The organism is Streptomyces sp. NPDC031274, from assembly GCF_055570235.1.
The window spans coordinates 97,151-122,230 of the sequence record NZ_JBVIHP010000030.1 but is presented as its reverse complement, the minus strand read 5'-3'; the positions used below and the strand labels follow the sequence as shown (position 1 = coordinate 122,230).

Annotated in this window: 21 protein-coding genes and 4 pseudogenes; 19 read left to right on the top strand and 6 right to left on the bottom strand. The window is 67.3% G+C overall.

What is annotated here, in order from left to right; all coding sequences use genetic code 11:
• The first annotated feature begins 2,619 nt into the window (after positions 1–2,619).
• A complete protein-coding gene (locus ACZ5CR_RS36455; RefSeq protein WP_468865690.1) occupies positions 2,620–3,426 on the top strand; it encodes an IS5 family transposase in 807 nt (268 codons plus the stop codon).
• Positions 3,423–3,719 (top strand): hypothetical protein, encoded by a 297-nt coding sequence (locus tag ACZ5CR_RS36450; protein WP_468865687.1) that lies wholly within the window; start codon positions 3,423–3,425, stop codon positions 3,717–3,719. The genes ACZ5CR_RS36455 and ACZ5CR_RS36450 overlap by 4 nt, the downstream gene beginning before the upstream one ends.
• A gap of 42 nt (positions 3,720–3,761) precedes the next feature.
• On the opposite strand, the gene ACZ5CR_RS36445 is transcribed toward ACZ5CR_RS36450, so the two are convergent.
• Both ACZ5CR_RS36445 and ACZ5CR_RS36440 read right to left on the bottom strand, forming a co-directional pair.
• Complete coding sequence (locus tag ACZ5CR_RS36445; RefSeq protein ID WP_468865684.1) at positions 3,762–4,082, bottom strand: hypothetical protein; 321 nt, start codon at positions 4,080–4,082, stop codon at positions 3,762–3,764.
• A 50-nt stretch (positions 4,083–4,132) separates the two neighbouring features.
• Positions 4,133–4,345 carry a hypothetical protein gene (locus ACZ5CR_RS36440; RefSeq protein ID WP_468865682.1) on the bottom strand — a complete coding sequence of 71 codons (213 nt, stop codon included), beginning with the start codon at positions 4,343–4,345 and terminating at the stop codon, positions 4,133–4,135.
• Between the two features lie 122 nt (positions 4,346–4,467).
• Here ACZ5CR_RS36440 and ACZ5CR_RS36435 point away from each other — a divergent pair, with 122 nt between their 5' ends.
• On the top strand, positions 4,468–5,580 hold the full coding sequence (locus ACZ5CR_RS36435) for a 3-oxoacyl-[acyl-carrier-protein] synthase III C-terminal domain-containing protein (RefSeq protein ID WP_468865680.1): 1,113 nt from the start codon (positions 4,468–4,470) through the stop codon (positions 5,578–5,580).
• Positions 5,581–6,254: 674 nt separating this feature from the next.
• Here the strand turns inward: ACZ5CR_RS36435 and ACZ5CR_RS36430 are convergent.
• Positions 6,255–7,077 (bottom strand): annotated as a pseudogene (locus tag ACZ5CR_RS36430) (IS5 family transposase).
• Between the two features lie 230 nt (positions 7,078–7,307).
• On the opposite strand from ACZ5CR_RS36430, the gene ACZ5CR_RS36425 reads away from it, so the two are divergent.
• The 12 genes and pseudogenes from ACZ5CR_RS36425 to ACZ5CR_RS36370 form a co-directional block, all read left to right on the top strand.
• On the top strand, positions 7,308–7,604 hold the full coding sequence (locus ACZ5CR_RS36425; protein WP_468865678.1) for a chorismate mutase: 297 nt from the start codon (positions 7,308–7,310) through the stop codon (positions 7,602–7,604).
• Between the two features lie 53 nt (positions 7,605–7,657).
• Positions 7,658–8,848, top strand: coding sequence for a 3-deoxy-7-phosphoheptulonate synthase (locus tag ACZ5CR_RS36420; protein WP_468865675.1), 1,191 nt, complete (start codon positions 7,658–7,660; stop codon positions 8,846–8,848).
• Between the two features lie 43 nt (positions 8,849–8,891).
• The gene (locus tag ACZ5CR_RS36415) at positions 8,892–10,061 is read left to right on the top strand and encodes a histidine decarboxylase (protein WP_468865674.1); all 1,170 of its coding nucleotides are present in this window, start codon (positions 8,892–8,894) and stop codon (positions 10,059–10,061) included.
• Between the two features lie 37 nt (positions 10,062–10,098).
• Positions 10,099–10,710: a phenolic acid decarboxylase gene (locus ACZ5CR_RS36410; RefSeq protein WP_468865672.1), complete on the top strand. Its 612-nt coding sequence runs from the start codon at positions 10,099–10,101 to the stop codon at positions 10,708–10,710.
• A gap of 352 nt (positions 10,711–11,062) precedes the next feature.
• Entirely contained in the window at positions 11,063–11,905 is an 843-nt protein-coding gene (locus ACZ5CR_RS36405) for an SDR family oxidoreductase (protein ID WP_468865670.1), read from the top strand.
• Positions 11,906–12,649: 744 nt separating this feature from the next.
• Positions 12,650–13,288: a hypothetical protein gene (locus ACZ5CR_RS36400; RefSeq protein WP_468865669.1), complete on the top strand. Its 639-nt coding sequence runs from the start codon at positions 12,650–12,652 to the stop codon at positions 13,286–13,288.
• Positions 13,289–13,293: 5 nt separating this feature from the next.
• On the top strand, positions 13,294–14,214 hold the full coding sequence (locus ACZ5CR_RS36395) for a terpene synthase family protein (RefSeq protein WP_468865667.1): 921 nt from the start codon (positions 13,294–13,296) through the stop codon (positions 14,212–14,214).
• Entirely contained in the window at positions 14,211–15,836 is a 1,626-nt protein-coding gene (locus ACZ5CR_RS36390; RefSeq protein WP_468865664.1) for a GMC oxidoreductase, read from the top strand. Before ACZ5CR_RS36395 ends, ACZ5CR_RS36390 begins: the two co-directional genes overlap by 4 nt.
• A gap of 379 nt (positions 15,837–16,215) precedes the next feature.
• The gene (locus ACZ5CR_RS36385; RefSeq protein ID WP_468865662.1) at positions 16,216–17,091 is read left to right on the top strand and encodes a helix-turn-helix domain-containing protein; all 876 of its coding nucleotides are present in this window, start codon (positions 16,216–16,218) and stop codon (positions 17,089–17,091) included.
• Between the two features lie 154 nt (positions 17,092–17,245).
• Complete coding sequence (locus tag ACZ5CR_RS36380) at positions 17,246–18,010, top strand: SDR family oxidoreductase (protein ID WP_468865659.1); 765 nt, start codon at positions 17,246–17,248, stop codon at positions 18,008–18,010.
• An 81-nt stretch (positions 18,011–18,091) separates the two neighbouring features.
• Positions 18,092–18,406 (top strand): nuclear transport factor 2 family protein, encoded by a 315-nt coding sequence (locus ACZ5CR_RS36375; RefSeq protein ID WP_468865657.1) that lies wholly within the window; start codon positions 18,092–18,094, stop codon positions 18,404–18,406.
• A gap of 104 nt (positions 18,407–18,510) precedes the next feature.
• A pseudogene (locus ACZ5CR_RS36370) lies at positions 18,511–18,627 on the top strand (low temperature requirement protein A); the annotation flags it as partial.
• Here the strand turns inward: ACZ5CR_RS36370 and ACZ5CR_RS36365 are convergent.
• Positions 18,598–18,762 (bottom strand): annotated as a pseudogene (locus tag ACZ5CR_RS36365) (IS701 family transposase); the annotation flags it as partial. The pseudogenes ACZ5CR_RS36370 and ACZ5CR_RS36365 overlap by 30 nt on opposite strands.
• Positions 18,763–18,995: 233 nt before the next feature.
• On the opposite strand from ACZ5CR_RS36365, the gene ACZ5CR_RS36360 reads away from it, so the two are divergent.
• The 3 genes from ACZ5CR_RS36360 (at position 18,996) to ACZ5CR_RS36350 (ending at position 21,550) form a co-directional block, all read left to right on the top strand.
• Entirely contained in the window at positions 18,996–19,589 is a 594-nt protein-coding gene (locus ACZ5CR_RS36360) for a hypothetical protein (RefSeq protein ID WP_468865656.1), read from the top strand.
• Between the two features lie 15 nt (positions 19,590–19,604).
• Positions 19,605–20,576 carry a terpene synthase family protein gene (locus ACZ5CR_RS36355; RefSeq protein WP_468865654.1) on the top strand — a complete coding sequence of 324 codons (972 nt, stop codon included), beginning with the start codon at positions 19,605–19,607 and terminating at the stop codon, positions 20,574–20,576.
• Positions 20,577–20,713: 137 nt separating this feature from the next.
• Entirely contained in the window at positions 20,714–21,550 is an 837-nt protein-coding gene (locus ACZ5CR_RS36350) for an SDR family NAD(P)-dependent oxidoreductase (RefSeq protein ID WP_468865652.1), read from the top strand.
• Here the strand turns inward: ACZ5CR_RS36350 and ACZ5CR_RS36345 are convergent.
• On the bottom strand, positions 21,529–21,816 hold the full coding sequence (locus ACZ5CR_RS36345; RefSeq protein ID WP_468865650.1) for a hypothetical protein: 288 nt from the start codon (positions 21,814–21,816) through the stop codon (positions 21,529–21,531). The two genes, ACZ5CR_RS36350 and ACZ5CR_RS36345, sit on opposite strands and share 22 nt — an antisense overlap.
• Here ACZ5CR_RS36345 and ACZ5CR_RS36340 point away from each other — a divergent pair.
• Complete coding sequence (locus ACZ5CR_RS36340; protein WP_468865648.1) at positions 21,815–23,137, top strand: low temperature requirement protein A; 1,323 nt, start codon at positions 21,815–21,817, stop codon at positions 23,135–23,137. The two genes, ACZ5CR_RS36345 and ACZ5CR_RS36340, sit on opposite strands and share 2 nt — an antisense overlap.
• A 149-nt stretch (positions 23,138–23,286) precedes the next feature.
• Here ACZ5CR_RS36340 and ACZ5CR_RS36335 read toward each other — a convergent pair.
• A pseudogene (locus ACZ5CR_RS36335) lies at positions 23,287–24,019 on the bottom strand (transposase family protein); the annotation flags it as partial.
• Between the last annotated feature and the right edge of the window lie 1,061 nt (positions 24,020–25,080).

Below are 25,080 nucleotides of genomic sequence, written 5' to 3'. Positions count from 1 at the left end.
GCGACCACATCCGTGCCGGAGACACCGCAGGATCCGGATCCGTCAGGAGTATCCGATGGACCCGCACCACCAGCCCGTCCAGTTGATCCTTGCCTCACCCTGCCGTAACGTTCCAGCTCAACGGCCCTGCCCCGGTTCACTTCTGACGTTGTCGTAGACATCAGACTACCGAGCAGGGCCGTCCTGACGATCAAGGAATCCGGGCCGCACCACCCCGTGAATAGGCCTCAGGAGATGACGACGCCGGGGTGGTGCTCACAGTGCTGAACACCGCCTCTGTGTAAACCAGGTGTCAACCCTGATCTTGAGTAGTTGGCCTTTTTCGCTCCGGTGCAGGGGCTTATCTCGTTGATCAAGATGGGGGGGGTGTTGTTTCGGCGTCTGGACCGATGTGCCTGTGCATGCTGATGATCAGGCTGGCGAGGGTGTCTCTGCGGACCTCGCGATGTTTCTCCGGAACGCTGCCGGCGGCCGTCCGGTGAAGATCGTTTCTGGTGTCTGCGGCGCGTGTGGCGGGCGCGTCTCTAGCATGCTCGTTGACGATGTCGAGGACGGAGCCGAGCGGGTGTGCGCTGGTCGCAGTGGCCGCGCGTTCGCCGCGGACAGCGAGGAGTTCTGGGAGGACGCGGATCCTGGCGAGGCCAGGTGTCCGTGCGGGGCCAGGAGTCCGAGACGGCAGTCGCATTCTCGCTTAGCAGCGGCCGATCGGTCCGCTGAGTGACCGTTGGGCTGCGGTGCCAGAAGGACGGTGCGGCGGGGGTCCATGCCGACTGGAAAATCGACTACGCCACGGATCATCGCCTGACCATGGTCTCGGTCTGCGGAGTGGCGCCTTGGCTCCTCAGCCAGCCCCAGCGGGCTTGTGTGCAGCGTCGGTAGCAGCCTTCCTGGGGACAAGCCTGGGTGGCATTGGCCGGGGAGGGCTCGCGTAAGCCGCGTGCGCACGTTCCTGTTCGCGGCGCCAGATCCTCAACAGTGACTCGTGCGATCGCGGCACTTCGAGGCCCACCTCCTTGAGGATTTCCCGAAAGTACGGGACCGGGCCGCCGTCAGGGGCCACTACCAAGGCAGAGAGAAGCGGACTGTCGCTTCCCGAGCGGTCCTCGATCTGTGACAGGAGCTTGAGACGCATTTCCTGGGGGGTGCTCTTGCCACCGGCCAGCAGGAGCCAGTGGGTGGTGCCAGCTGCTTGTGCGACTGCGATCAGCCGCTGGCGTACATCCTGGGCTGAGGTCGGGTTCGTTGTCCGTTTGGCCTTTGGCGGCCGGGCCGTGTGCTTTTGCTGGTCCGGCTTCGATGGCACAACAGGGCGATTTGGCCTTCTGTATTCGCCGGACGTCTTCTGGCGTTGCTGCTCCGCCTTCTGCGCTCCGGCGACCGAAGTTTCGAGCAGGGCCTGTGTCTCCCGCAGAACCCGGCGCCCGCGCTTGTTGAGCTGGGTGCGGCGGGTGCCTTCCAGTAGCCGGCGCGCTGTTCGCAGATCCTGCTTTAGGCGAGTATGGCTCTTGCGCCGTGTGCCACCGAGCAGTTGCTGTCCTTCGGTGATCAGACGTTGCAGCCGCTCCCAGGCGTCGGGTGCCTGACCGTCGTGTGTGGCAGGTCGGCGCTCTCGCGTGACTCCTCCTCGGCGAGGGGCGCGAGGGAGGGGGGCGAGGACTTCGGGCACTGCTGCATCGAGCGGCAGTGCCGACGGCATGGTGCGTGGAGGCATTCCGTATTTCGCGAATGCGCGGTCCGCTTCCCGCTGCGCCCACCGTCTCAGATGAGAGGCCGATGACGGTCTCCCCAGCCCAAGTCCGTCGACGACGCCTGCCAGGTACGGCAAGCGGTTCGCCATCGTCCGTCTGTATGAGCGCTGACAGCACCGGGTCGCTCGCGGGGATCGGTACGTCGACCTCTGTGAGTAATTCGACCAAGTTCTCGTCGCTGTACCTGGTGAAATCCACACCGGCCATCTGACCTAGACGTTTCCACGTTGGTTTGGTCGCCCAGCGCGCATTCAGCTCCAAGGCGTCGCGGAGTGCAACGATCAGTTCCTCGTGGCTCATACTCCGGTGCGCCTGGCGCTTGGAGGTCGATGGGTCGGGTGGCGGCTTCGTTGCGCTGCTGCTTCCACTGCCTGCAGTGGATCGCCGGCGTGCGGCCCGGATCTCATCGACAGTCGGTGTGGAGAGCCCGTTGGCGGTCAGGGCTGCGGTGGCGAATGGCGTCCACTCGGTGTCCTTACCGCGCTGCTGTACACCGAGGTAGGGGCATCGCTCGGCTCCGTGGGTTTCGAACCGGATGCGGAAGACGTAGCCGACACCGTCCAAGAGTTCCTTGGGTGCGGGGCCACCCAGCCCGAAGACCCAGTCGGCTTCCTGGTCGCCCGGCGCATCAGTGTTGCCGGGTGTAAGGCCCCATGATCCATTGCTGTCGGTCCGCAATCGGAAGCGCAATCGGAAGCGCAACTGGCGCAGGCTGCCCTTGAGTGGACGTTAAGTCCGATCTTCCTTGGTTCGTGATCGCTCGATCGAGGTACTGACCGTCGGGCTGGCCATCTGCCAGGCATGTGCATGCTGAGATGCGGGCATGGAGCGAGAGCCGTACCCCAGCGACTTAGCGGACGAGTAGTGGGCGTTGATCGAGCCGATGATCACGGCCTGGAAACAGGACCAGGTGGCACGGTCAGCGACCGGAGATCCCGGATCCTGCGATCTGCGGGAGGTCGTGAACGCGATCTTCTACCAGAACCGGACGGGCTGCCAGTGGCGCTACCTGCCCCATGACCTGCCAGCCTGGTCGGCGGTGTTCTACTACTTCGGCCTGTGGCGCCAGGACGGCCTTGACCAGCGAATCCAGGAACTCCTGCGCTGCCAGGTACGCGAGAAGGCCCGGCGATTAGAGGACCCGTCCCTCGTGATCCTCGATACCCAGTCCGTGCGGGCGGCCGCGGGTGTCCCGAAGACCACGACGGGACTGGACGCCAACAAGAAGGTGTCGGGCCGCAAGCGGGGACTGGCCGTCGACGTTCTGGGGCTGATCATCGGCGTCGTCGTGCTGGCCGCATCCGCCCACGACAACACGGCCGGCACTGCCCTGCTCGACCAGGCCGCCGAGCGCTGCCGGATGCGTCTGGAGAAGGCTTTGGTGGACCAGGGCTTCAAGGACGAAGTCCTCATCCATGGCGCGTTGTTGGACATCGACGTCGAAGTCGTCCGCCGCGATCCGGCCGACCAGGGCAAAGGCTTCGTCCCGCAACCGAAGAGGTGGATCGTGGAGCAGGTCAACGGCACGTTGATGCTGCACCGCAGACTGGCCCGCGAGTACGATCACCGGCCCGACACGTCCGCCTCGCGCGTCTACTGGGCCTCGATCGCGAACATGACCCGCCGCCTTACCACACCGAGTCCAGCCTGGCGCGACACCCTCGGACTGGCCGCGTGAACGTCATCGAGCTCCTGGCCAACCTCCAGGCCCAGCACGACAAGACCGCAGCCCGTGCTGACGAACTGCGTGACCAGATCCAGCACTTGACCGCCGCTCTGACCGAGACCGAAGCGCGACTCGCGAACCTGGTCACCACCCGGAACGTCATCGCCGAACTCGCACCGGCTTCAGGCCAACCCGCACCGCCCGAGACGAACACCGCCTACCAGGCCATCGTGAACACCTTCAACCAGCATCCCGATCAAGAGTTCCGGGTACGGTCGGCCACCAGCTCTACGCCGCGAGGCTGAAGAGCTCAGCGTCTCGAATTTCCAAGGCCCGGGTAAGGGCTGTCACGGGCCGATCTTGTAGTTGGCCACGGCGTTGCCGGTGAGGAACTCCTGGCCTTCCGTTAGCTGCGTGCCAAAGGTGGTGTTGATCTTGTCGGCCAGCTGAGCCGTGAGCCGCAGTTTGATGCCGTCGACCTTCAGGTTCGTCGGGCTGGGCTGAAGGGCGAGGTCAGCGAACCGGTGGGTGTAGAGGGGAACCTTCGCCGAGGCATCGCCGTTGAGGGTGGACGTTGTGGTGCTGGTGGCGAAGTCGGTTGTGGCGTCGGTCAGGGTCAGTTTCACTCCGGACTTGTTCTCCAGCTCAAGGCCGGTGGCGAATACCACGCTGCCGGTGAGCAGGGTCGGGTCGAGCTGGCCCGGCTTGATGGCAAAGCTCAGGGGGCCTTGTTGGCGCCCGTACTCCCCGTCGCTCGGAGTTGCACTCCTTGGGTAGCGAGCTGCTCCTTGACGGCGGGGGTCGGCTCCAGGGCGACCGTGCCGCCCGTGATATCCGTGAGCGCGACCCCTGCCGCCACCGTGGCTGCGGTCGTGACCAACACCGCTCCGGTGATGGCGGCAACTCGTGCTGCTGCGGTGTTGAGGACCATGAATATTTGCCTTTCATGTGGTCTTCCGCTGTTTGCTCGATCTTGGACCGAAGAGTGGAAATGCCGCACACGGGAGGGCTGTGTGCGGCGTTTATTCACGCGTCCGGGCTCAAACTGTGGCCATGGACGCGACCCGAGCCCTGCCCTACGCAATCCACGGCATTGCCGTCGAGCTGGGAACCATCGTTTCCATGGACGACTTCGTGCGCTGGTCCGGCTTTCGCCGCCGCGACGGCAAAGTGCTTGAGCCCACACTCGTGCGACGGGCGCTCGGCGTAGAGGGCAAGAGCTGTCAGCCGGAACGTTTTGGCGATCTCCGGGTGGTCGCCGAATCGGGGCGGCAGGCGTTGGCGATGGCGGGGGTCGAGCCTGGCGAGGTCGACGCGCTGATCGTCGTGACCTGCACGCCGTACGAGATCATGCTCGACCAGGACGCGTTCCACCTGCTGCGGGAGCTGGGTATCGATGACGGCGTGGTACCGCTCCAGGTGGGTGCCGGCTGCGCGGGACTCGCGCGGGCTGCTGCGCTGCTGGCCCGCATGGAGGCGCGTTGTGCGCTCGTCCTCACCTACACCCTGGTCAGCGGGGTCGGGGTAGAGCCCGAAGGCGAGCTCAACACGCTGTATAAGGGCAGTGTGGCACCCAGCGCACATCCGTTCGCCGACAGCTTGTGGATGACTGCGGCCCTGTTCTCCGATGGTGCGGGGGCATTGGTACTTCGTCGTGATCCGCAGGCCCGCGGGGTGGTCCTCTACTCGCGCGATTCACAGGCATTCGGCGAAGAGCCGGGCTTCGAAGACTCCTTGATCCACTACCCCGGCGGAGGCGTCGCCCATCCCCCCGCCACGTCGCAAGCCACTCAGTTGTCCTGCTTCGGCATGAACGCCACGGCAGTGCGCCGCTACTACACCCATGGCATGATGCTCAACCACCGCTCGCTGCTTCAACACCGACCGGGCTATGTCGATGAGGTCCAGCGCATCTACACCCACCAAGCCAGCCCCGGGCTGGTTGCGGCATTCGCCGCGCTCTCTGGCATCTCGGCGGACAAAGCCCCCAGCAACGCCCGCGAACTGGGAAATCTCGTCAGTGCCAGCACCCTCCAACTACTGGCGGCGGATCTCGAAGACAGGCAGGTAGGGGCGGGCCACGAGGTCTGCTTCTCCGTCGTGGGGGCAGGGCCCGAACGCGGGGCCTTCATCCTGCCGATCTCCACGCCGGCGCACTACCGGTAGTTCGTCAAGTCCGGCGGTAGAGGTCAATGCCGCGTTCGGTGGTGATCGCGTCGATTTCACTGTCGCGGACTATTCATGAGTCCGCGCCGACGTTCAGGAGGGGAGCGCCTTGCGAGATGAGCCGGGGGGAGCTGCCCTGCAAGGCGTACGAGGCGGATGGGGGCTCAGCCTCCGGTCACGGCCGTCGCCCACGCCGCAGCGACGATCGAGCCCGCTGCGAGCGTCAGTATCACGGTCCGCGCCGCCCACCAACCGCCCAACACTGGCCATTGGGCCGGATCGCTGCGTTTCTCGCTGCCGAAGAGGTGCTTTCGGGCGCACGAGGCGATGTCTTTTGCCTGTTCCGGCCGACACCGCTCGCAGAGCGACCGAGCGGGAGAGTCGACCATCAGCCAGTACGCATCCAGCAGTGCGGCCGGGACAGTAGGATCCAAGACGCCGCCGCCCTCCTCGCCTGATTCCATGATTGAGGCAACGAGCCCGCCACGGCGAGGCAACGGTTCCGCCCATCCCGCTCAGCGCATTCACCCTGGAGCGGCAGGGCAACGCGTGATGGAACAGGCCCGCTGAATCCGATCTGCTGCGCAAGACAGCTAAAGGTTCTGTCTCCTTGACCGGCCGCCGCAGAACCTCCTTGTCGTCCACGCGACGAGGTGAGTGCACGGCCAACTTGTCTAACGGCGAGCCCAGATGAGGATGGCGGCGAGATGGAGTACGCCCTGGTAGGCGGTGGCGAGTTTGCCCGTGCGCATAGCCCGTCCGCGCCACTGCTGCAAGCGGCTGATGCACCGCTCGACGGTGTTGAGCTTGCCTGGGCGTCGAAGGCGGGCGGTCGGCCGCTGTCTCGGCCTCGCCGCAGACGGTGGCCGACCTGGTCGGAGGGCTGGGGAATGACGGCACGGATGCCGCGTCGGCGCAGGTGGTTCCGGAGCGCCCGGGCTGAATACGCGCGGTCCCCAAGGACCGCGTCCGGTCGAGTCCTCGGTCTTCCAGGCCCGGTTCGTGGAGCGCGAATGCTGGTCATGACGGCCTCGAAGGCTGGAGCGTCGCCCGCCTGCCCTGCAATGACGTGGAGGGCAAGCGGCCGTGCGCGGCTGTCGCTGGCGAGGTGAACTTTCGTGCTCAGGCCGCCTCGGGAGCGTCCGAGGCCGTGATCGTCGGGTTCAGCCCTGCCTGGTGCCCCCTTTTCCTGGCACCAGCGGCATGCTGGTGAGCCCGGCTGACGGTGGAGTCCACCGACACGGTCCAGCCGATGTCATCGCTGTCATCCGCCGCTGACAATACTGCGGCGAGGATCCGTTCCCAGGTTCCGTCCGCGGCCCATCTGATCAGCCGTTTGTGAGCGGTCTGGAACGAGCCGAGCTCGTCCGGCAGATACCGCCAGGGCGAGCAAGTGCGGTACTTCCACGCGATTGCCTCAAGGGTTCGGAGGTGATCGGCCCACCGTCGCCCGCGGACCGGATCGGCCGGCATCAACGGCTCGATCCGACCCCACATCACATCAAACGACGAGGTTAGGGGGTCGTGGCGCACGGGTCGCGCTGTCACCTCCGGGCTTTCCTCGTCGCAGGCGCAAGACATTCGCACCGGACGGTGGTGCGCGGGTGCTCCCGCATTTCCCAGTGTGCCCCTCTACAAGAGCTTCCCCCGGGTAGTCGGAATACATGAGCGCACCGGATAGCCGGTGTCCTCCAACCCCCGGAAACCCTTTTAGGGAGGATTCCGTCATGCCCAACGAGGAGCGAGTCTCTCAACTGCGTTTACGTATCGACGAGATCGACGCCGTGCTCATCGACCTTCTCAGTGAGCGCGCCCGCCTTTCCGCACGGGTGCAGGAGGCCCGGATCGCCGACAATGGACGCCGCGTTGCCTACGGACGCGAGGGCGAGGTGCGCTGTCATTTCCGCGAGAGGCTCGGTGAAGGAGGCGAGGGCGTCGCCGTAGCCGTCCTGCGACTGTGTCGAGGGAATGAGAGCGCGTCCGCTCCGGGTGCCACCGCCCGCGATATCGCCGAGAGCGTGTGATGACAAAGCCGTCTCATACCGTGCGCCAAAACAACTCGGATTTCACCCTCCCCTTGACCGAGACGCAGTTGGACGAGTGGCGCCGACTGCCTGCGCATCAGCAGCCGGTGTGGGAGGACAGTGAGCGGGCCAGGGAGTGCAGGCGTGTACTGACCGAGTCCTCTGGCCTCGTCACCGCGGCGGAGGTCGCCGAGCTGCTCCGCGTCCTGTCGCAGTGCGCACTCGGCGGGCTTGACATCATCCAGGTGGGAGACTGCGCGGAAGATCCGGAAAGGTCCGCCCCCGACACGGTCCGGCGCACGATGGGGCTGATCGACGCGCTGGCGGGCATGTGGCAACTGACCACGGGAAACCCGGTCGTGCGGGTCGGCAGGATGGCCGGGCAGTACGCGAAGCCCAGGTCAGCGCCGACGGAGACGGTCGGCGGGCGGCCGCTTGCCGTCTACCGCGGACACATGGTCAACCGTCCCGAGGCCACTGAAACGAGCCGTCGGCACGTTCCCGACCACATGCTTCACTGCTACCGGAGCGCGGGGCAGGTCCTGGCCGAGCTGGAACGGCTGAGGTCGGAACCGGCCTCCCAGCCGAGGATCTGGACCAGTCACGAGGCATTGGTGCTCGACTACGAACTGGCGCTACTGCGTCGCGATGACATCGGTCGTACGCTCCTGACATCGACCCATTGGCCCTGGATCGGCGAGCGTACGCGCCAACTCGACTGTGCTCATGTGCGGTTGCTGGCTTCGGTTATCAACCCGGTGGCCTGCAAAATCGGGCCTGCGGCCACTCCCGAGGACGTACTGGCGCTCTGCGAGGCCCTCAACCCGGAGCGGGAGGCCGGTCGGCTGACGCTGATCACCCGCATGGGTGAGGACCGGGTGGGCGACGCTTTGCCGCCGTTGGTCGAAGCCGCCGCAGTAGCGCGGCATCCGGTGCTGTGGCTGTGCGACCCCATGCACGCCAACACACGCCGTCGCGGAGGCGTCAAGACTCGCCTGACGGAAGCGATCACTTCCGAACTCCACCAGTTCCGGCGCTGTGTCACCGATTCCGGCGGCGTCGCCGGGGGAGTTCATCTGGAGGCCACCGCGACGGACGTGGCCGAATGCGTCAGCGAGGAGACGGGTGCCGAGCCCGATCCCGAGCGGTACACCACCCTGTGCGACCCGCGCCTCAATCCCCACCAAGCCCTGTCCGTGCTGGAGGCGGCGGGCCGCGCAGCATCGACGGATGTGCAGGACTGACGCCACAGGGAGCACGGCCGCACCACACCATGAGGAGCCCCGCATGCGGATTTCCCTGCAAAGTGATCTGGTCATCGGTGATGAACCCCGCAGCCCCGAAGACAGGGCGGCCGACAAGGCATTGCTGAGAACACTCGCCAACCAAATGCGCCAAGCACGCGAACACATGGTTGGCTTTCCGGTCAACCTCGACTTCGACTACCGGCACCTGGCCGAGTATCTCGCCGTCCACGGCAACAACGCCGGCAGTCCGTGCGGGAGCAGCGAATACCACCTGCACAGCAAGCACTTCGAGCGGGCCGTGGTCGACTTCTTCGCGCAGCTCGCGGGAGCGCCCGAAGGAGCTGCCTTCGGCTACGTGACCAACGGAGGCACCGAAGGCAACATCTACGGCGCCTACCTCGGCAGGGAACGGCATCCTGACGCCGTCCTCTACGCATCGGCGCAGGCCCATTACTCCGTTCCGAAGATCGCACGACTGCTGCGCATGGACTACGAACCGGTGCCCACGGATTCCGCCGGGGCGATGGATTTGGGAGCCCTTCGCACTTCGTGTCGGCGGCACAGCGCGCGGGCCGCCGTCGTCGTGGTCACCATCGGCAGTACGGGCAAGGGAGCGGTGGACGACCTGCCGGGGGTCCGCGGCGTGCTCGACGAGGTGGGCATAGGGCGAACGCACCTGCACGCGGATGCGGCATTCGGCGGGCTGCTGGCCGCACTGGCGCCTCGCCCGATGCCGTGGGGCTTCGCCGACGGGGCCGACAGCATCGCCATCAGCGGACACAAGATGATCGGTTCCCCCATCCCCTGCGGCGTCGCCCTGGCCCGCCCCCAGCACGTCGAAATCATTCGCCTGCACGACGCGGCGGTAGGCGCGGACGACGACACCATCAGCGGCTCGCGGGACGCCCTTTCCCCCATCGTGCTGTGGCAGGAACTGCGCGCACTGGGTCGGCAAGGGCTTGAACAGCGCGTACGCCAGTGCCTGCGGGTGGCCGACTACGCCACCGACCGCCTGCGCGCTAGCGGACGTCACCCCGTCCATCCACCGGGGACGAACACCGTTCTCTTCGATGTCCCCAACCAGGCGGTGTGCGACCGGTGGAACCTGCTGCGGGTGGATGGGCAAGCACATCTGATCACCATGCCGCACGTGACCCACAAGCACATCGACCGCCTCTGCCAAGAGATCACATCGGCTACCGGCCACTGACCTTCCCACCGATACGCACCACGGCAAGGAGACTTTCATGCCCGCGAGGTACCCGATTCAGGACATCTCATTTCTCCTGGGCCTACACCTGATCTACGAATACACCGGGGGCGTGAAAGCCGAGCTCTACGTCAAGAACAAATCCACCATCGATTACCGGCTCCTCAAAGGCCCCCTGGCGGGACGTTGGCTCAAAGGCCAGGCGGTCACCACGGCCAACCTCGGCGCCGGCATGGGATCGCTCTCGTGGACCGAGGAAACGGGCAGTACCACCAGCCTGGTGATCAATCCGGAGGACCGATGGCTGCACGGCAGCGCCTTCTTCGCGAAGTGGGTATCCGACGACCCCGAACTGACCGTGGGATACCAAAACAATCGGCTGACGGAAATTCACCGCCTCCGCGAGGAAGGCCCGGTGGCCCCTCACCTGCACATGGAGCAGTTCGCGACGATCACGTTCTTGGAATACTGCGGAACGGACAACGAAGAGGTCATCTCGTGCGATCCAGCCGAGTTTCCTTCCGATTCGATTACCCGGATCGGAGACACTGACCGCAGCTCCGCCATGGACGGTGACAGCGGCACATGGCAGGGGATGACGCCTGACCCCGCCATGCGCCGTCGGCCCGTTCAGGCGCCCCCCGACTGACCTCGCCGTTCGGTTGGGATGAGGCGGCGTGGCTGATCAACAACTGTCGGGCGGCTCCAGCAGTGCGGGCGGCACACGGCACGCACTCCCGGCTCCAACGTGGTGCTCTTCGACGCTCCCTCCGACGTTCTGGCCGCCCTCTGAAACCTGCTGCACACCGACGGGCGCGTCCACTTGGTGGCCATGCCCCATGTCACCCGGGACCACATCGACCGCCTGTGCGCCGAACTGGCAGACACCGCCAGCACCGCCGGACATCGCCAAAGCGGCGATACCTGATCCCCCACAGGGCGAGCCGCACCCCGGGGACCCAGCCGAGCACGTACGAGACCTTCGAGCAAGGGAAAAAGCCATGGCAACCTGGTTCATCACCGGCGCCTCCCGCGGATTCGGGGCCGCCATCGCCCGCCACGCCCTCAACCAGGGCGACAACGTCGTCGCCGGCGCCCGGCGCTGCGAGGCCGCCGCCAAGAAACTCGAGGTCAGCGACCGGCTCCTGGTCGTCCCCCTGGACGTCACCGACGAGCAGCAGGTCAAGCAAGCTGTCGCGTCGGCCGCCGAGCGGTTCGCCGGCATCGACATCGTGGTCAACAACGCCGGCCGGGGCCTGTTCGGCGCGGCGGAGGAAATCTCCGACGCCGAGGCCCGCTCACTGTTCGACCTCAACATCTTCGGGATGCTGCACGTCATCCGCGCCGTGCTGCCGACGCTGCGGGCCCAGAGCTCGGGGCGCATCATCAACATCAGCTCCAAGGCCGGACTGAGCGGAGACCCGGGCGCCAGCCTGTACAACGCGTCCAAGTTCGCCGTCGAAGGACTGAGCGAGGGCCTGGCCAAGGAACTCGCCGCTTTCGGCATCGGCGTGATGGCTGTCGAGCCGGGCGTCTTCCGCACCGACTTCTTCGACCCCTCCTCCCTCCCCATGCCCGCCCACCCGATCGCCGCCTACGACGGCACTGCGGCCCGCACGACCGTGGAGTGGACACACGATGCCAACCACCGTCAGCCCGGCGACCCAGCCAAGGCCGCTGCCCTCATCTACGAGGCCGCCACCGCCCCGAACATGCCCACCCACCTGCCCATCGGCGAGGACTGCATCGCCGACCTGGAAACCAAACTCCGCAGCATCGCCGAAGAACTCGCCCCCTGGCGCGAGAAAGCGCAGGCCACCGCCCACGACGACACCGTCGCCTGAGCCGAAAATCCCCCGCCCGCGTATCCCCAGTTGCGGCCACACAGCGTGGGCGTGAGACCCCTGACCGTAGACACCCTGATCATTGGATCGTGAAGACCCATAAGACAGGAGTTCCCGTTGGGACGTCGAAGTACCCGCCTGGGTTCAAGGCCGAGCCAGATCCGCCGATTTGGCTAGCCGCGGGCATACGCTTCACACACTGAAGCACCGAGACCAGTGCCAACTGCCCTGGTGAGAACCCCGGTCGGCCATCGGACGGGTAGACATCCGAGAGGTCCTCGTCCTCAAAGAGCACATCCAGCCGGTCGCGCACGAGCATCACCGGCGTTCCCTTTGGGTACGCCGCCCACGCCGTACGCACAGTCCTGGCCGGGATCCGCTGGAAACTCCTCAGCCGCAGCGACACCGCACCCACCCCCGGAACCCGAGGCCACCCCGCATCCCTCCAGCGAAGCACCAACTCGCCCCACCGCCAGCACCCCCAGCAAGATCCCCAACGGAGTCACGGCATTGGGCCTAGCGGCGGTTTCCTCAGTTGACGGGATCCGCCGTAGCGGCACGTGGTCGTGCCCGAGAGGTCACGTCGGGCTGTGGGCACTCTCGTACCGGGCGCTCGAAAGCCAATTGGTGTGCCGTCAGGGGAGGTCACTGTCCTGCCCCGGATGGGCCATCTCCACGGGCTGCCCTACGCCCTCCTGACTTAGCGTGAGGCACGCTGAACGACCCCAACCGTCAGGAGTTTCCATGCGCTCGCTGCTCGCTCCCTCCCTTGCTGTCGCGGCAACGCTGTCCCTTGCGCTTCCGGCCTCGGCGCATACCGGATCAGTGGTTCCCACGGCGGACATCACGGGTGGCAGCACGCGGTTCGTTCTGACCGACGAGGCCGTGAAGACCCTCGCCGAACACCAGGTGAAGCTCGAGGCAGTGGCACCTGCCAAAGCGGTCCCGGGGGCGCGGCCCGGTGTGGAGGTGACAGTGTCGGCGGGCAAGGTCGTGCCGGTGCCGTTCTCCGGAAGTCTGACCTACGGGGGCGGCGGGTTCCGCTTCGTCCGGGACGCGGATCACGCCATCTCCTTCGTTCAGGGCCAGGCGGACCTGACCAAGGGTGTCTCCACAGCAGTAGCCCAGGAGAACGGCGGCACAGACAACCGGGCGCGTATCCCCTTCGGCACATACAAGATCGACCCGGCAAACGTGAAGCCCCTGCCGTCAGGCACCGAGGTGACGATCTCCGGCGCGGACATCGCCCTCACCTCGGAGGCGGCCGTCGCCGCCAACAAAGCCCTGGACGCCAAGGTGTTCGACGCAGGAGACATCGTGTTCGAGTATGCGAGCACCCTGAAGCTCGGCGGCGCACTGCCCGACGCGGGCCTGCCGCTCTGAATCCCGTGCCGCGCGTCGGACAGGGCGGCCCGGCAGGCCCGGCACAGGCGTGCCAGGCGTGGCTGGGCGCACACGGACTGACGGACGACTGCCGTACAGCGGAGGCAGCGGAGTACTCGGCATCCTTCGCATGGGCTTGCTGGCCCGGCGCTGACGCCGAGGCAGTCATCGTCCTCACTCGCTGGACGGCGCTGACCTTCGTCGTTGACGACCTGCTCGACGAGCACGGGCCCCGTTCCGAGCCGCTGCGGGACCTCCTGCTCAACCACCTGCGCCGCCGGCTGGACGGCGGACGTCCTCGGCCGGACATCTCCCTCGGCGGCCGCCTCCTACGCTCTGTGGACGACGTCACGGACGCCTGCTGCAGCCGCATGCCCAGAGCGTGGCGGACGCGTTTCCTACGCGGATGCATGACTTACCTGGAGGCCAGCGCCTGGGAGGCCCGCCACCAGTCCGCGGGCGTGTCCCCGCCCCTGCACGACTACCTCCTCCGGCGCCGTGACACCAGCGGCAGCGCCGCCCACCATGCCATGACGGAGTACGCCGCCGGTGTGACGTTCACCCCACCCTCCGCGCTGTGTACGGCGGTGCGTTTCGTCCACGCCGCCGCGGCGGATATCGCCGGTTGGCACAACGACCTGTGCTCCCTGGAACGGGAGTCCGCGCGTGGCGACCACTGCAACCTCGTCCCCGTCCTCTCCCGGCACCTGTACGGCGACCGGACGGGAGCCGTGACGACCGCACACCGGGCCCTCGCGCGAAAACAGCAGGCATTCGACGGCGTCACCTCGTTCCTCCTCACCCAGACGGACCCCGCCGTACGCCGTCACGCCGGACACCTCGCCGCCTGGGTGGCGGGCACCCGCTCCTGGAACGAGTCCGCCGCCCGCTACCGCACCGTGAGCACCCCGGAGATCTCCCGATGACCGCTTGCCCGCCCGAGGTGACGGCCGACGACGCGTACGACTACGACGTAGTCGTGATCGGGTCCGGTTTCGGCGGTTCCGTGGCTGCGCTGCGCCTGACCCGCAAGGGCTACCGCGTCGCGGTTGTGGAGGCAGGCCGCCGGTACACACCGCAGGACCTGCCACGTTCCAGCTGGGACGTCCGCCGGTACATGTGGGCGCCGAAGCTCGGCCTGCTCGGAGTGCAGCGCCTGCATCTGCTGCGGCACGCGCTGGTGCTGTCCGGTGCCGGCCTCGGCGGTGGTTCCCTGGTGTACGCCGGTGTCCTCGCCGAACCGCGTTCTGCCTTCTACGAGATCGGCCTCTGGCGGGATCTCGCCGACTGGCGGGCCGAACTCGTCCCGCACTTCGCCACCGCACGGCGGATGCTGGGTGCCGGCCGTCCTCCGCAGGACGACACTTCCCAGGCGTTGCTGACCCGCCTGATCCCCAACTCCGTACCCGAACCTGTTGAACTGGGTGTGCACTTCGCCCCGCAGCCCGACACCCCGGAACCGGGGCGGCCCGGCTGCACACTCTGCGGTGCCTGTATGACGGGCTGCAGGGTCGGCGCCAAGAACACCTTGGACCGCACCTACCTGCGCCTCGCCGAGGAGGCGGGGGCGACGCTCCTCACCCGTAGCACGGTGACCTGCGTACGCCCGCTTGCCAAGGCCGGGGGCACCGGCTATCGCGTCGACTGGACCCCTAGCGGCGCCCTGCCCGTCCGTCGCCGAACCCTGACAGCCCGCGAGGTCGTCTTCGCGGCCGGCGTCCTGGGTACCCAGTCCCTTCTGCATCGCATGCGAGACCAGGGACACTTGCCTCGCCTGTCCCCGACGCTCGGACGGCTCACCCGCACCAATGCCGAGACCGTCCTCACCGTCACGCTCCCGACCGACGCACAGAATCTGCCACGCGGCCCCGCCATCAGCGCCCAGTGCCACCCTGGACCTGGTGCCACCCTGCAACTCGCCCACTTGGGACGGGGCAACGACGCCTTGTCCCTGCTGACGGCCCCTCTGGCGCCCCTCGGCGCCGGCGCCGGGCGGCGCTTCCTGCTCGCCGCGAAGTACGTGGCCCGGTTGATGACCGGCCGCGGAGTACGGGGCTGGGCTGCCCGGACCTACCTGGTGCTACACATGGGTGTTGAGGACGACTCCCTGACCCTGGCCCGCGCCGGACACTCCCGCCGTCTGAGCTCCCGCCTGCCCCGGCACACGCCGCCCACCCCGACCGTCCGGCCGGCCACCGGGCGCCTGGCCCGCCGCCTCGCCCAGCTCACCGGCGGCACCGCGCACGGCAGCATCACGGACCTGCTGCACCGGCCCGTCACCGCGCACCCTGTGGGCGGCTGTGTCATCGGCCCCAACCCGGACGCCGGCGTGGTCGACGCCTACCACCGCGTGTACGGCCATTCTGGCCTGCACATCCTTGACGCCTCCGTCCTGCCGGCCAACCCTGGCGCCAACCCCGCGCTCACCGTCACGGCGCTGGCGGAACGGGCACTGGCCCATTGGCCGGCAAAGGGAGAGCCGGACACCCGGCCGCCCGCGGTGAGCCCAGTACCTGACGCTGTCGGGGATCTTGAATGTCGAGGCTGACGGTCACGATCGAGATGCCGGACAGACGATTCACGGGATCCCGTCTTGCATAGGTCAGCGTGACTTTGCATCGAGGGGCGGGGTTAGCCGGGCGTGGTGTGTGAGTTGGAGCTCCTGTCGGGCGGTGTGGCCGGGCTTCCGGCGAATGGGTACGAGGTCGCTTACCTGGCTCTGGACGGCACGCAGTTGCGGGGGCGTCCGGAGCGAATGTGACGCGAACCCGCTCGGCCGTCGTTGCGCCCCACGCGCAGACAGCCGGCCCGACCCGATCGGGCCGTACACCCCCGCAGGGGCCGGGGCCTGCGCGCATTCCAGCCGTGGTGCTCCCGGCAGGTAGCAGGCTGGCGTTGTGATGAGGGTCAGGGTGAATACTGGTGGGGTGAGTGTTTCGCACATCAAGCCTCATCTGCGGTGTCTGGACGGCAGCGGGTCCGATCTCGGCCATGCGGTGGCCGAGCGGTCGATTGAGCTGGCCGCGGGCAGATCGGACGTCGCCCCGTTGTCCGTGGGCCCTCCGGTGCATGTGCTGGTGGTGCACACGGGGCAGTCGGCGAATCTGCGCTGGTCAGCGGACGGGACACCGCGCCAGGAGCGGTTTCGTGCAGGGGAGGCGCTGGTCAATCCCGCCGGATGGGCGTCGCGGCCTCGCTGGCAGGACGACGTGGAGCTGCTGCTTCTGGGGATTGATCCGGCGTGGCTGGAGAAGCTGGCGGCCGAGAGCGGCGCCACCGGCGAGGTAGAGCTGGTTCCGCGGTTCCACTTCACCGATCCGCTGCTGAAGATGCTGTTGGAGCGTCTGGTGGCGGAGTACTCCGGGCCCGGCCCCGCGGACTCCCTGTACGCACAGTCACTGGTCCAGGCGGCCGCCGCGGTGATGCTGCGGGTGGCCGCCGAGGGCCGGACGCTGCCTGGCCGAGAGGGTGGGCTGCCGCCGCGCCGCTTGGCCGAAGTCATGGACTACATCCACGCGAACCTCTCGCAGCGGGTCACGCTGGCGAAACTGGCCACCGTGGCCCAGGTCAGCGAATCCCACTTCACCCGAGTCTTCAAAGCATCGACCGGCGAATCCCCGCACCAGTACGTGATGCAGCAGCGCCTGGAGTACGCACGAGGGGAGCTCACCCGTACCAGCAGGCCGATCGCGGAGATCGCGACGGAGGCAGGTTTCGCGGACCAGAGCCATCTGACGCGGATGATGCGGCGCTACGTCGGGGCAACTCCACGGCTGCTGCGGGACGGCAACAGCGGACGCTGACGGCCGGCGGGAAGTCGTGAGCGGTTTGTTCCACCTCTGATCGGATCGTTCAAGATCCACATGCGTCTCTGCGGTGAGTCTGGTGAGTATGGCTTGGCCCTCGGTATTCCCCGGGGTCGTGCCGTCCCAGACCAGCACATCGCAGGAGGCAGTTATGGCCACCACCCCGGACAAGACACTCAACGGCAAGGTCGCCTTCGTCGGCGGCGCGTCCCGTAACCTCGGCGGGCTGATCAGCACCACCCTCGGAGCGCAGGGCGCCCTGGTCGCGGTGCACTACAACAGCGACTCCTCCCAGGCCAAGGCCGAGGCCGTCGTGGAGGAGATCAACGCCGGCCCGGGCGAGGCGTTCGCGATCCAGGGCGATCTGACCCAGGTCTCCGAGGTGGAGCGGGTCTTTGACGACGTCGTGAGCCGGTTCGGGAAGCTCGACTACAGCATCAACACCGCCGGCATGGTGCTGAAGAAGCCGCTCACCGAGATCACGGAGGAGGAGTACGACCGGATGTTCGCGGTCAACTCCAAGGCCGCGTTCTTCGTGATGCGCGAGGCCGCCCGCCGCATCGAGGACGGCGGGAAGATCATCACCATTGTCACCTCGCTGCTGGCCGCATACACCGGCCTGTACTCCACCTACGCGGGCAGCAAAGCCCCGGTCGAGCACTTCACCCGCGCCCTGTCGAAGGAACTGTTCGGCCGCAACATCTCGGTGAACAACATCGCCCCGGGGCCGATGGACACCTCATTCTTCTACCCCGCCGAGGACGACGACTCCGTCGCCTTCCACAAGTCGTCCGCGATGAACGGTGACCTCACCAAGATCGAGGACATTGTGCCCTGGGTGACGCATCTGCTCACCGATGGCTGGTGGGCCAACGGCCAGACCATCTTCCTCAACGGCGGCTACACCACCCGCTGAGCCAGCACCGCCCGGTGGGCGGTGCCATGCCGCCCACCGGGCCGGGCCCCCTGCCCGTCCCCATTCTTGTGGAGGCACCTCATGACCGCCCAGCTCACGCAACCTGCTGTGGCCGCCTTCGTCGCGGCTGTCAACGCCGGTGACAAGGAGGCGTTCTTCGCTGTCCTGACCGAGGACGCCACGATGTCCGACGACGGCACCGACCGTGACCTGAACGCCTGGACGGAGAAGGAGATCTTCTCTTCGAAGGGTCACCTGGAAGTCGAGACCGTGTCCGCCGACGGGCTTTCCCTGACCGCCGTCTACACCAATTCGGCCTGGGGAAGCATGCGGACCCGGTGGAGCTTCACCGTCACCGGCGGCAAGGTCAGCCGTTTCGAGACCGGCCAAGCCTGAACCGGCTGCAAGCACCCGAACGCAACATCCCCTCGATGCTTCAACCGCAGAGAAACGGACCCATGAGCCAGTCGCAGTCCGCTGTGAGCGCGTGACACCGCCCGATGGTTGCCCGCCTCGCCACCGAGCAGCACCGCACGGCCACAGCACTGGAACTGTTCTTCGACCTCTGCTTCGTCACCGCTGCCGCCTATGGCGCAGTCGGAACGGACCTGGAAGTCTGCCCAGCCGAGTTCGTCCTTGATCTGCTTGCAGCTCTGCTCGATCCACGGCCGCAGGTCGTAGAGGCGGACGATCTCGGTGACGTCGGCCGGCGGGTGCGGGCCGGTGGCGGCGCAGACCGCGTCGGGGGCAGGTTGGTGACCAGGTATCAGTAGAGACACGTGCGCCGCTGCCCATGAAGGCGATGAGCGGGTCATCCAGACCGCTGACCGCAAGCATTCGGGTGGTGCGGACTGCCCTGGCGTTGTGTCCAGTGTGCGGGCGGGAACCTCTGAGCGAGTTCGTATTCCTCTGAAAGGCTGGTCTGCCCATGCCGCTCGCCCCTAGCGCTCCGCTGCGCCGACCGCGTCTCCTCCAAGGGACGGGCATGCTCACCGCAGCCCTGGCCGCCGTGACGGTTCTCGTGCCGACGGCCACCGCGCAGGCCCCGACGGCGCCGTTGCCGCTGTCAGGTGGCAGCACAGAGTTCCGGCTCAGCGACACGGCGGCCAAGACCCTGGCGGGCCATCAGATCTCGCTGCAGCCGGTGGCCCCGGCCACAGCTCTGGCCGGCACGCCGGGCGGCGTCGCGGTGAAGGTGAAGACAGGGAAGATCACGCCGGTGCCGTTCAGCGGTGCGCTGACCTACGGCGAGGGCGGGTTCCGTTTCAGCGACGGCAAGAAGCGCACGATCACGTTCACCGACGGTCAGGCCGACCTGGGTGCGGGCACCTCCAGCGCCGTCGTCAACGGGAATGCCAAGGACCGCATCGACCTGGGGACTTTCGCCATCGATCCGGCCAAGGTGAAAGTGTCCCCGCCGAAGATCGCCATCAGCGGGATGGACATCAAGATCAGTGCAGCGGCCGCTGTGGCGCTCAACCTGACGTTCGGCACCGACCTCTTCCACGCCGGTGACCCGCTCTTCGACTACACCAGCTCGCTGGACACCGCCCCGGCCTCCTTGCCGGTGGGCAAGTAACGGCCCGCACCCGGGATGTCCGCGGCGACTGCTAACGCGGGGAATCAGCGCGCGCCCGGCCAGGGTCCAGGCGAGCGTGCACTCGCCTGGGCCGCCCGGCGCGGGCTGGTCCACTGCCAGTCCACACGGTCGCCGGCCGGCCGGCGTATGGCTCAGGACCTCGCCGACTTCGCTTCCCTGAGCTGGCCCTGCGCCCCTGCGGCGGTCCTGGACACGCTTAGCCGCTGGTCAGCATTCTGTTTCCTGCTCGATGACGCCCTCGACGGCGAGCACTCCCTCGACAGGTCCGGGCATCGTGCGGCCCTCACCTTACTTGTAGAGAGGGCGAGGAACCACGAACTGCCCAGTGACGGCCCACCTCGGGCACCGGCACCGGGTGGGCATTTCGTCGCGGCCTTCTCCGATGTATGGGCTCCCCTGGCCGCCTCTATGGACCGTGCCTGGCAGGTGAGATTCACCGGTCACTGCCTGGCCTACCTGCAGGCGACCGCCCGGGAAGCTCACCACCGGGAAACCAGGCGCACACCGGCGGTCGGCGCCTATCTGCGGCTGCGGCGCCAAAGCAGCGGATCCTTGCCCCACCTTGATCTCATCGAGTACGCAACCGCACGCCCCCGCCCCTGCCCCCACGGCGTGCTCCCGGGGGCCGCTGTGCGCGACGCCACCGACGCCGCGGCGGACCTCGCCGCCTGGGACAACGACCAAGCCTCGCTGGCCAAGGAGCAGGAAGCAGGCGAGATCCACAACCTGATCCTCGTCACGGCACACGAGCACGCCTGCTCACTCCGTCAGGCTCAGCGCTTGGTCACCGAGCGACTACGCCGACGCCAGGGCGATTTCGATACGGCCGTCCGCGTCCTCAGTTCCCACGGCGGCCATCGGGGCAGCGAATATGCGCAAGCGCTGAGAGCCTGGCTGGACGGCACCCGAGCCTGGAACGCCCGCGCACACCGCTACCAACCCCGCCCCGCCGACGCCGTGCGGTGACCCGGCAGTACCCGCCGTGGGCAAGAACTCCCAGCCTTAGCTCAGACGGCACTACAGCAAAGAGGACTCCTACTGTGATCAGACTCCGTCGTTTGCACCGCCCCGGCTCACGCTCCCTGGGCGACAGCGTCTGCTTGGTGACCGGGGGTGCAGGCGGAATCGGGTGGGCCCTTACCCAGGCCCTGGCCCAGCGAGGCGCGTACGTGGAGGTCGCCGACCACGCCGAGCACCACTTGGATCGCGCCGCCAAAGACATCGCCGGATCGCCTCTCGAAGACCGCATCACGCTGACCCGTCTCGATGTCCGCGACCGTCCCGCGCTGGAACAATGGATCAGCGGCATCCATGCGGCGCATGATCGCATCGACGTACTCGTCCACAACGCCGCGTTCATCCGCTGGGCCGATGTCGCCGATATGAGCGTGGAGGACCAGGAGGAGTCCATGCGCGTTGGCTACGACGCCCTGGTCTACACCGTCAAAGCGGTCCTTCCGCTCATGCGCCGCAGCGCCCATGGCCACATCGTGGCCATGGGCTCCAGCGTCGGACGCGTCTACGTCCGAGGCCCCTCCGCCGCCTACTGCGCCACCAAAGCCGCCATCGAGGCGTACACCGAGATCCTGCGCCTGGAACTGTCGGGGAGTGGCATCGACGTCACTCTCGTGCGGCCGGCCGCCGTCACCGGCACAGACTTTTTCGCCACGCATGTCGACTCCACCCGCATGCCCCGCATCGCCGACTTCCTGCCCCCCACGACCCCGGCCAAGGTCGCCACCGCGATCACCCGCGCGATCGCCCATCGCCGACGCGTAGTCGATATCCCCCGCTATCTGCCATGGATCTACCACGCATACGCCCTCGCACCCCATCTGACGCAGACCCTCATGGGCATCGGCGGCGCCGGTCACCGCGACTATGCCCTCCAGGCTCCCAAGCGACATACGAAAGCTGCTCACCTCAAAGGCCGTGCATGATCGGCAGGTCGAGTCACCTGCCGCGAAAGCTCACGGCGCTCACCTGCCCCCGCTTGCGCCGCCTCCCCGGCGACTTCGAGAAACAGTGCCAGGGCTGTTCCGTGGAGATTGAGTTCGGCGGACGTCGGCAGCGGGTTCGCCGGAGCCTGGCCGGCGTACATGTCTGCGCCGAGCGGGACCGAGGCAGCTGTACATACCGGGCCGTGCGGCTCGAACCGGCAGACGGCAGACGGCAGACGGCAGACGGCAGAGATGATGATGAGCATGAGTTCTCCCCACCAGCCCGACAAGCAACAGCGCCCCGCCAAACACGAGAATCCCGGCAGTCCCGGCAAGGCCCGGCTGCCATATCGGCTGATCCCGATGATCGGACGCGACCCGGGGGAACACGGGCGGGTCTCCACGCCACTGGAGCTCCTGTTCGACCTCACCTTCGTCGTCGCCGTCGGCACCGCCTCGTCCCGCTTCGCCGAGATGGTCGCCGCAGGACACGCCGGGCAGGCGGTCACCGCGTTCGTGCTCGCGATGTTCGCGATCAGCGTCGCCTGGATCAGCTTCAGCTGGTTCGCCTCCGCCTTCGGCACCGACGACTGGCTCTACCGCGCCCTGACGATGGTCCAGATGATCGGCGTCGTCGTCTTCTCCCTCGGCCTGCCCGCGATGTTCCACTCCGTGGAAGAGGGCGAACACCTCGAACTACGGGTCATGGTGCTCGGCTACGTCGTCATGCGCATCGCCATGCTGGTCCAGTGGTGGCGCGCCGCCCACGACTCCCCCGCCTTCCACGACGTCGGCATGGCCAACATCCGCTGGACCGCGATCGTCCAGATCGGCTGGATCGTCATCGCCTTCACCCATCTGCCGCTGGCCGCCGTGTTCACCGCCTTCATCGTCCTCGGGGCACTGGAACTGGCACTGCCGCTGCTCACCCAGGGCTCCGCAGGGGGCACCCCGTGGCACCCCCACCACGTCGCCGAGCGCTACGGCCTCTTCGCCATCATCGTGCTCGGCGAAGGCGTCGTCGGCACCGTCGCCTCATCCGGCGACCTGCTCGGCGGCACGGATGGCACGCACTGGACCGGCAACGCGATCGCCGTGGTCATCGCCGGCGTCGGCCTGACCTTCGGCATGTGGTGGGTCTACTTCTCCACGCCCTTCGGCGACATCCTCGTCCACCGCCGCAGCCGCGGATACCTCTTCGGCTACGGACACATCCCCCTGTTCATCGGCATCGCCGCCGCCGGAGCCGGACTGCACGTGGCCGGACTGCAGCTTGAGCACCACTCCGAGCTCGGCGACGTGGCCGTGGTCCTGTCACTGGCCCTCCCGGTCGGCCTCTACCTGCTGATGGTCTATCTGCTGCACACCCTGCTGCTGTCGGCGGCAGACCGATTCCACGTGCTCCTGATCTCCCTGACCCTCGCTGTCCTCCTGACCGCCGTCCTCCTGGCCGCAGCGGGCGTCGCGATCGCGGTATGCCTGCTCGTCGTCATGCTCGCCCCCTTCGTCACCGTCCTCGGCTACGAGACGGTCGGCCACCGCCACCAGCAGCAGATGCTGCAACACCTCGCTGCCGAAGACCGCTGACGGCACCTGACGGCACCACACCCAACTCGTCCAGTCGACAGTGGATGAACGACCCCCGCGAAGCCCAGTCGACTGGCTGTACGCCGAACTCTGGTCGGCATACGGCCAGATACGACACCAGGCTGACGATCATTGAGGAGTTTCCATCCTGACGCGACCGCGAGGTGAAGGGTGAGGACGGCCTTGCGGATCGCGGTGATGCGGTGGGTGCTGCAGCGCAGCTTGCGCAGGAGGCGCCAGCCCTTGAGTGTGGCCATGGCCTGTTGGCCGACGCAGCGCATCTTGGCGTGGGTGGTGTTGTGGCGTCGTTGCCACCCTTGAAGCGGCGCCCCTTGAACGGGACCCGGACGTTCCGGGCCGCGCCTTGATATGCCTTGTCGGCGTAAGCCCTGCGGCTGGCCTCACCGAGGACGTGGACGGTGCCGTGCTCGCGGGCCGCCGTCAGGTCGTGTGTCGCGCCGGGCAGTGCGGGCAATGCCCATAGCAGCGGTCCGAACAGATCGGCCAGGACCTGGACGTTCATGCCATGGTGCCGCTTCTTGCCGGAGTAGTAGGGCCGGTCGTCGGCGATCCAGTCGATCGGCAGCACGGTCCCGTCCAGGATCACGTACGCCTTCGTACGAGCCGTCACCATCACCTCGACGAGCGTCCGCGCGAGCACGGCCAGGCCCTCGATCGCCTCGCGGACGAAGCGGCAGACGGTGGTGATCCCGATGCGGACGCGGCCGCGAGCTGCGCGTAGGTGCCGCCACACCGCAGATGAGCCAGGGCGAGGAGGTCCTGGCGCCTGGGAGTCAGCCGTCGCCACCGGGCGCCGATCTCCCGGCGTCGTGCCGTCAACTCCCGGCTCAGGTGGCACAGGTGCGCGGTGGACAGGTCAATGGCCTACGGGTAGACAAGCACACGAAGCTCCTGGCACGACGGTCGATCTTAATCGACACCCCGTCTACCAGGAGCTTCGCCGTTCTGCAGATCCGGCCAACTCGCAGCCTCTCTAGCCAGATTGGAAGACCCTCACTGTGCGCGTCTCGGCTTGATCAATCGTGATGACTTTGGTGCCACGTGGCGTTGCCGATTCAGCGGGTGCGCGTTGAAAGAGACATGGAGCACGTTGGAGAGCGGGGCGGGGCCGTGCTGGCCGAGTTGGCAGGCGCGTACTGGCTGGAGAGTTCAGTGCACGAGTCGCCGGAAGACTGCCGGTGCGGCCCGCGGACCGCAGGAGAGGCGACTGGCGGCAGGCTTCGTCCGGTGCGGGCTGTGATGACGGGAGTTGCCGTCGGAACGGTCGTGGTGGCGGTGACGTCGATCTGGTGGAGGTGAGTGCCTACGGCTGCTGCAGGCATGCCGGGGCCGGTTCGAGAGGGTGGACCCCGGAAGGAAATGCGCCGTTTTGCGAACATGGCGCGCCTGTGGTGGGAGGCTGGGAATGTGCGGCCGACGCGTGGACTGCGGCGGCCGCGGCGCGAGGGACCGAGGCTCCCCCTCGATCGGCTCTCGCGCGAGGTGCCCTCCGGGCAGCAGGGACCGCGGGAAACCCTGCTGGCCGCCCAGGAGTGCGTCGGCTGAAGCTGTGTCGTCGGCGATACGGCTTCAGCCGGTCCCGTGAAAACGTGCGCGTCTGTCACGGCTCGAGGGCTGGGAGCCTGCGGTGTGGGCCCAAGCCCAACTCCACCTGATCTGAAGAGTAGAAGAAGAGCCGGGTTGTTCGGAAGCGGGCCTGGTCACGCTGCTCAGCCGCCTTCCGCCTGGGCGTTGGCGTGGGCGAGGCGACAGGAGACAGTGCGCTTCACCCTGGCGCGTTCTCCGAGAGGGCCAGTACGGCAAGTGCACCTGAGCCCCTGAGAGCGGCGCGGTCACCGATGTGCAGGTCGAGCGGATCGAGTCCACGATCAGCGCATGATCGACGGCATTCACCGCGCGAAAGGTGCTCCCGCGCTGGGAGC

Bases quoted from the DNA above. Each gene is read 5' to 3' on its own strand.
- ACZ5CR_RS36440 (WP_468865682.1), bottom strand. From the start codon at position 4,345: ATGGTCCTCAACACCGCAGCAGCACGAGTTGCCGCCATCACCGGAGCG.
- ACZ5CR_RS36435 (WP_468865680.1), top strand. From the start codon at position 4,468: ATGGACGCGACCCGAGCCCTGCCCTACGCAATCCACGGCATTGCCGTC.
- ACZ5CR_RS36425 (WP_468865678.1), top strand. From the start codon at position 7,308: ATGCCCAACGAGGAGCGAGTCTCTCAACTGCGTTTACGTATCGACGAG.
- ACZ5CR_RS36415 (WP_468865674.1), top strand. From the start codon at position 8,892: ATGCGGATTTCCCTGCAAAGTGATCTGGTCATCGGTGATGAACCCCGC.
- ACZ5CR_RS36410 (WP_468865672.1), top strand. From the start codon at position 10,099: ATGCCCGCGAGGTACCCGATTCAGGACATCTCATTTCTCCTGGGCCTA.
- ACZ5CR_RS36405 (WP_468865670.1), top strand. From the start codon at position 11,063: ATGGCAACCTGGTTCATCACCGGCGCCTCCCGCGGATTCGGGGCCGCC.
- ACZ5CR_RS36400 (WP_468865669.1), top strand. From the start codon at position 12,650: ATGCGCTCGCTGCTCGCTCCCTCCCTTGCTGTCGCGGCAACGCTGTCC.
- ACZ5CR_RS36390 (WP_468865664.1), top strand. From the start codon at position 14,211: ATGACCGCTTGCCCGCCCGAGGTGACGGCCGACGACGCGTACGACTAC.
- ACZ5CR_RS36380 (WP_468865659.1), top strand. From the start codon at position 17,246: ATGGCCACCACCCCGGACAAGACACTCAACGGCAAGGTCGCCTTCGTC.
- ACZ5CR_RS36375 (WP_468865657.1), top strand. From the start codon at position 18,092: ATGACCGCCCAGCTCACGCAACCTGCTGTGGCCGCCTTCGTCGCGGCT.
- ACZ5CR_RS36360 (WP_468865656.1), top strand. From the start codon at position 18,996: ATGCTCACCGCAGCCCTGGCCGCCGTGACGGTTCTCGTGCCGACGGCC.
- ACZ5CR_RS36355 (WP_468865654.1), top strand. From the start codon at position 19,605: ATGTCCGCGGCGACTGCTAACGCGGGGAATCAGCGCGCGCCCGGCCAG.
- ACZ5CR_RS36340 (WP_468865648.1), top strand. From the start codon at position 21,815: ATGAGTTCTCCCCACCAGCCCGACAAGCAACAGCGCCCCGCCAAACAC.
- ACZ5CR_RS36345 (WP_468865650.1), bottom strand. From the start codon at position 21,816: ATGCTCATCATCATCTCTGCCGTCTGCCGTCTGCCGTCTGCCGTCTGC.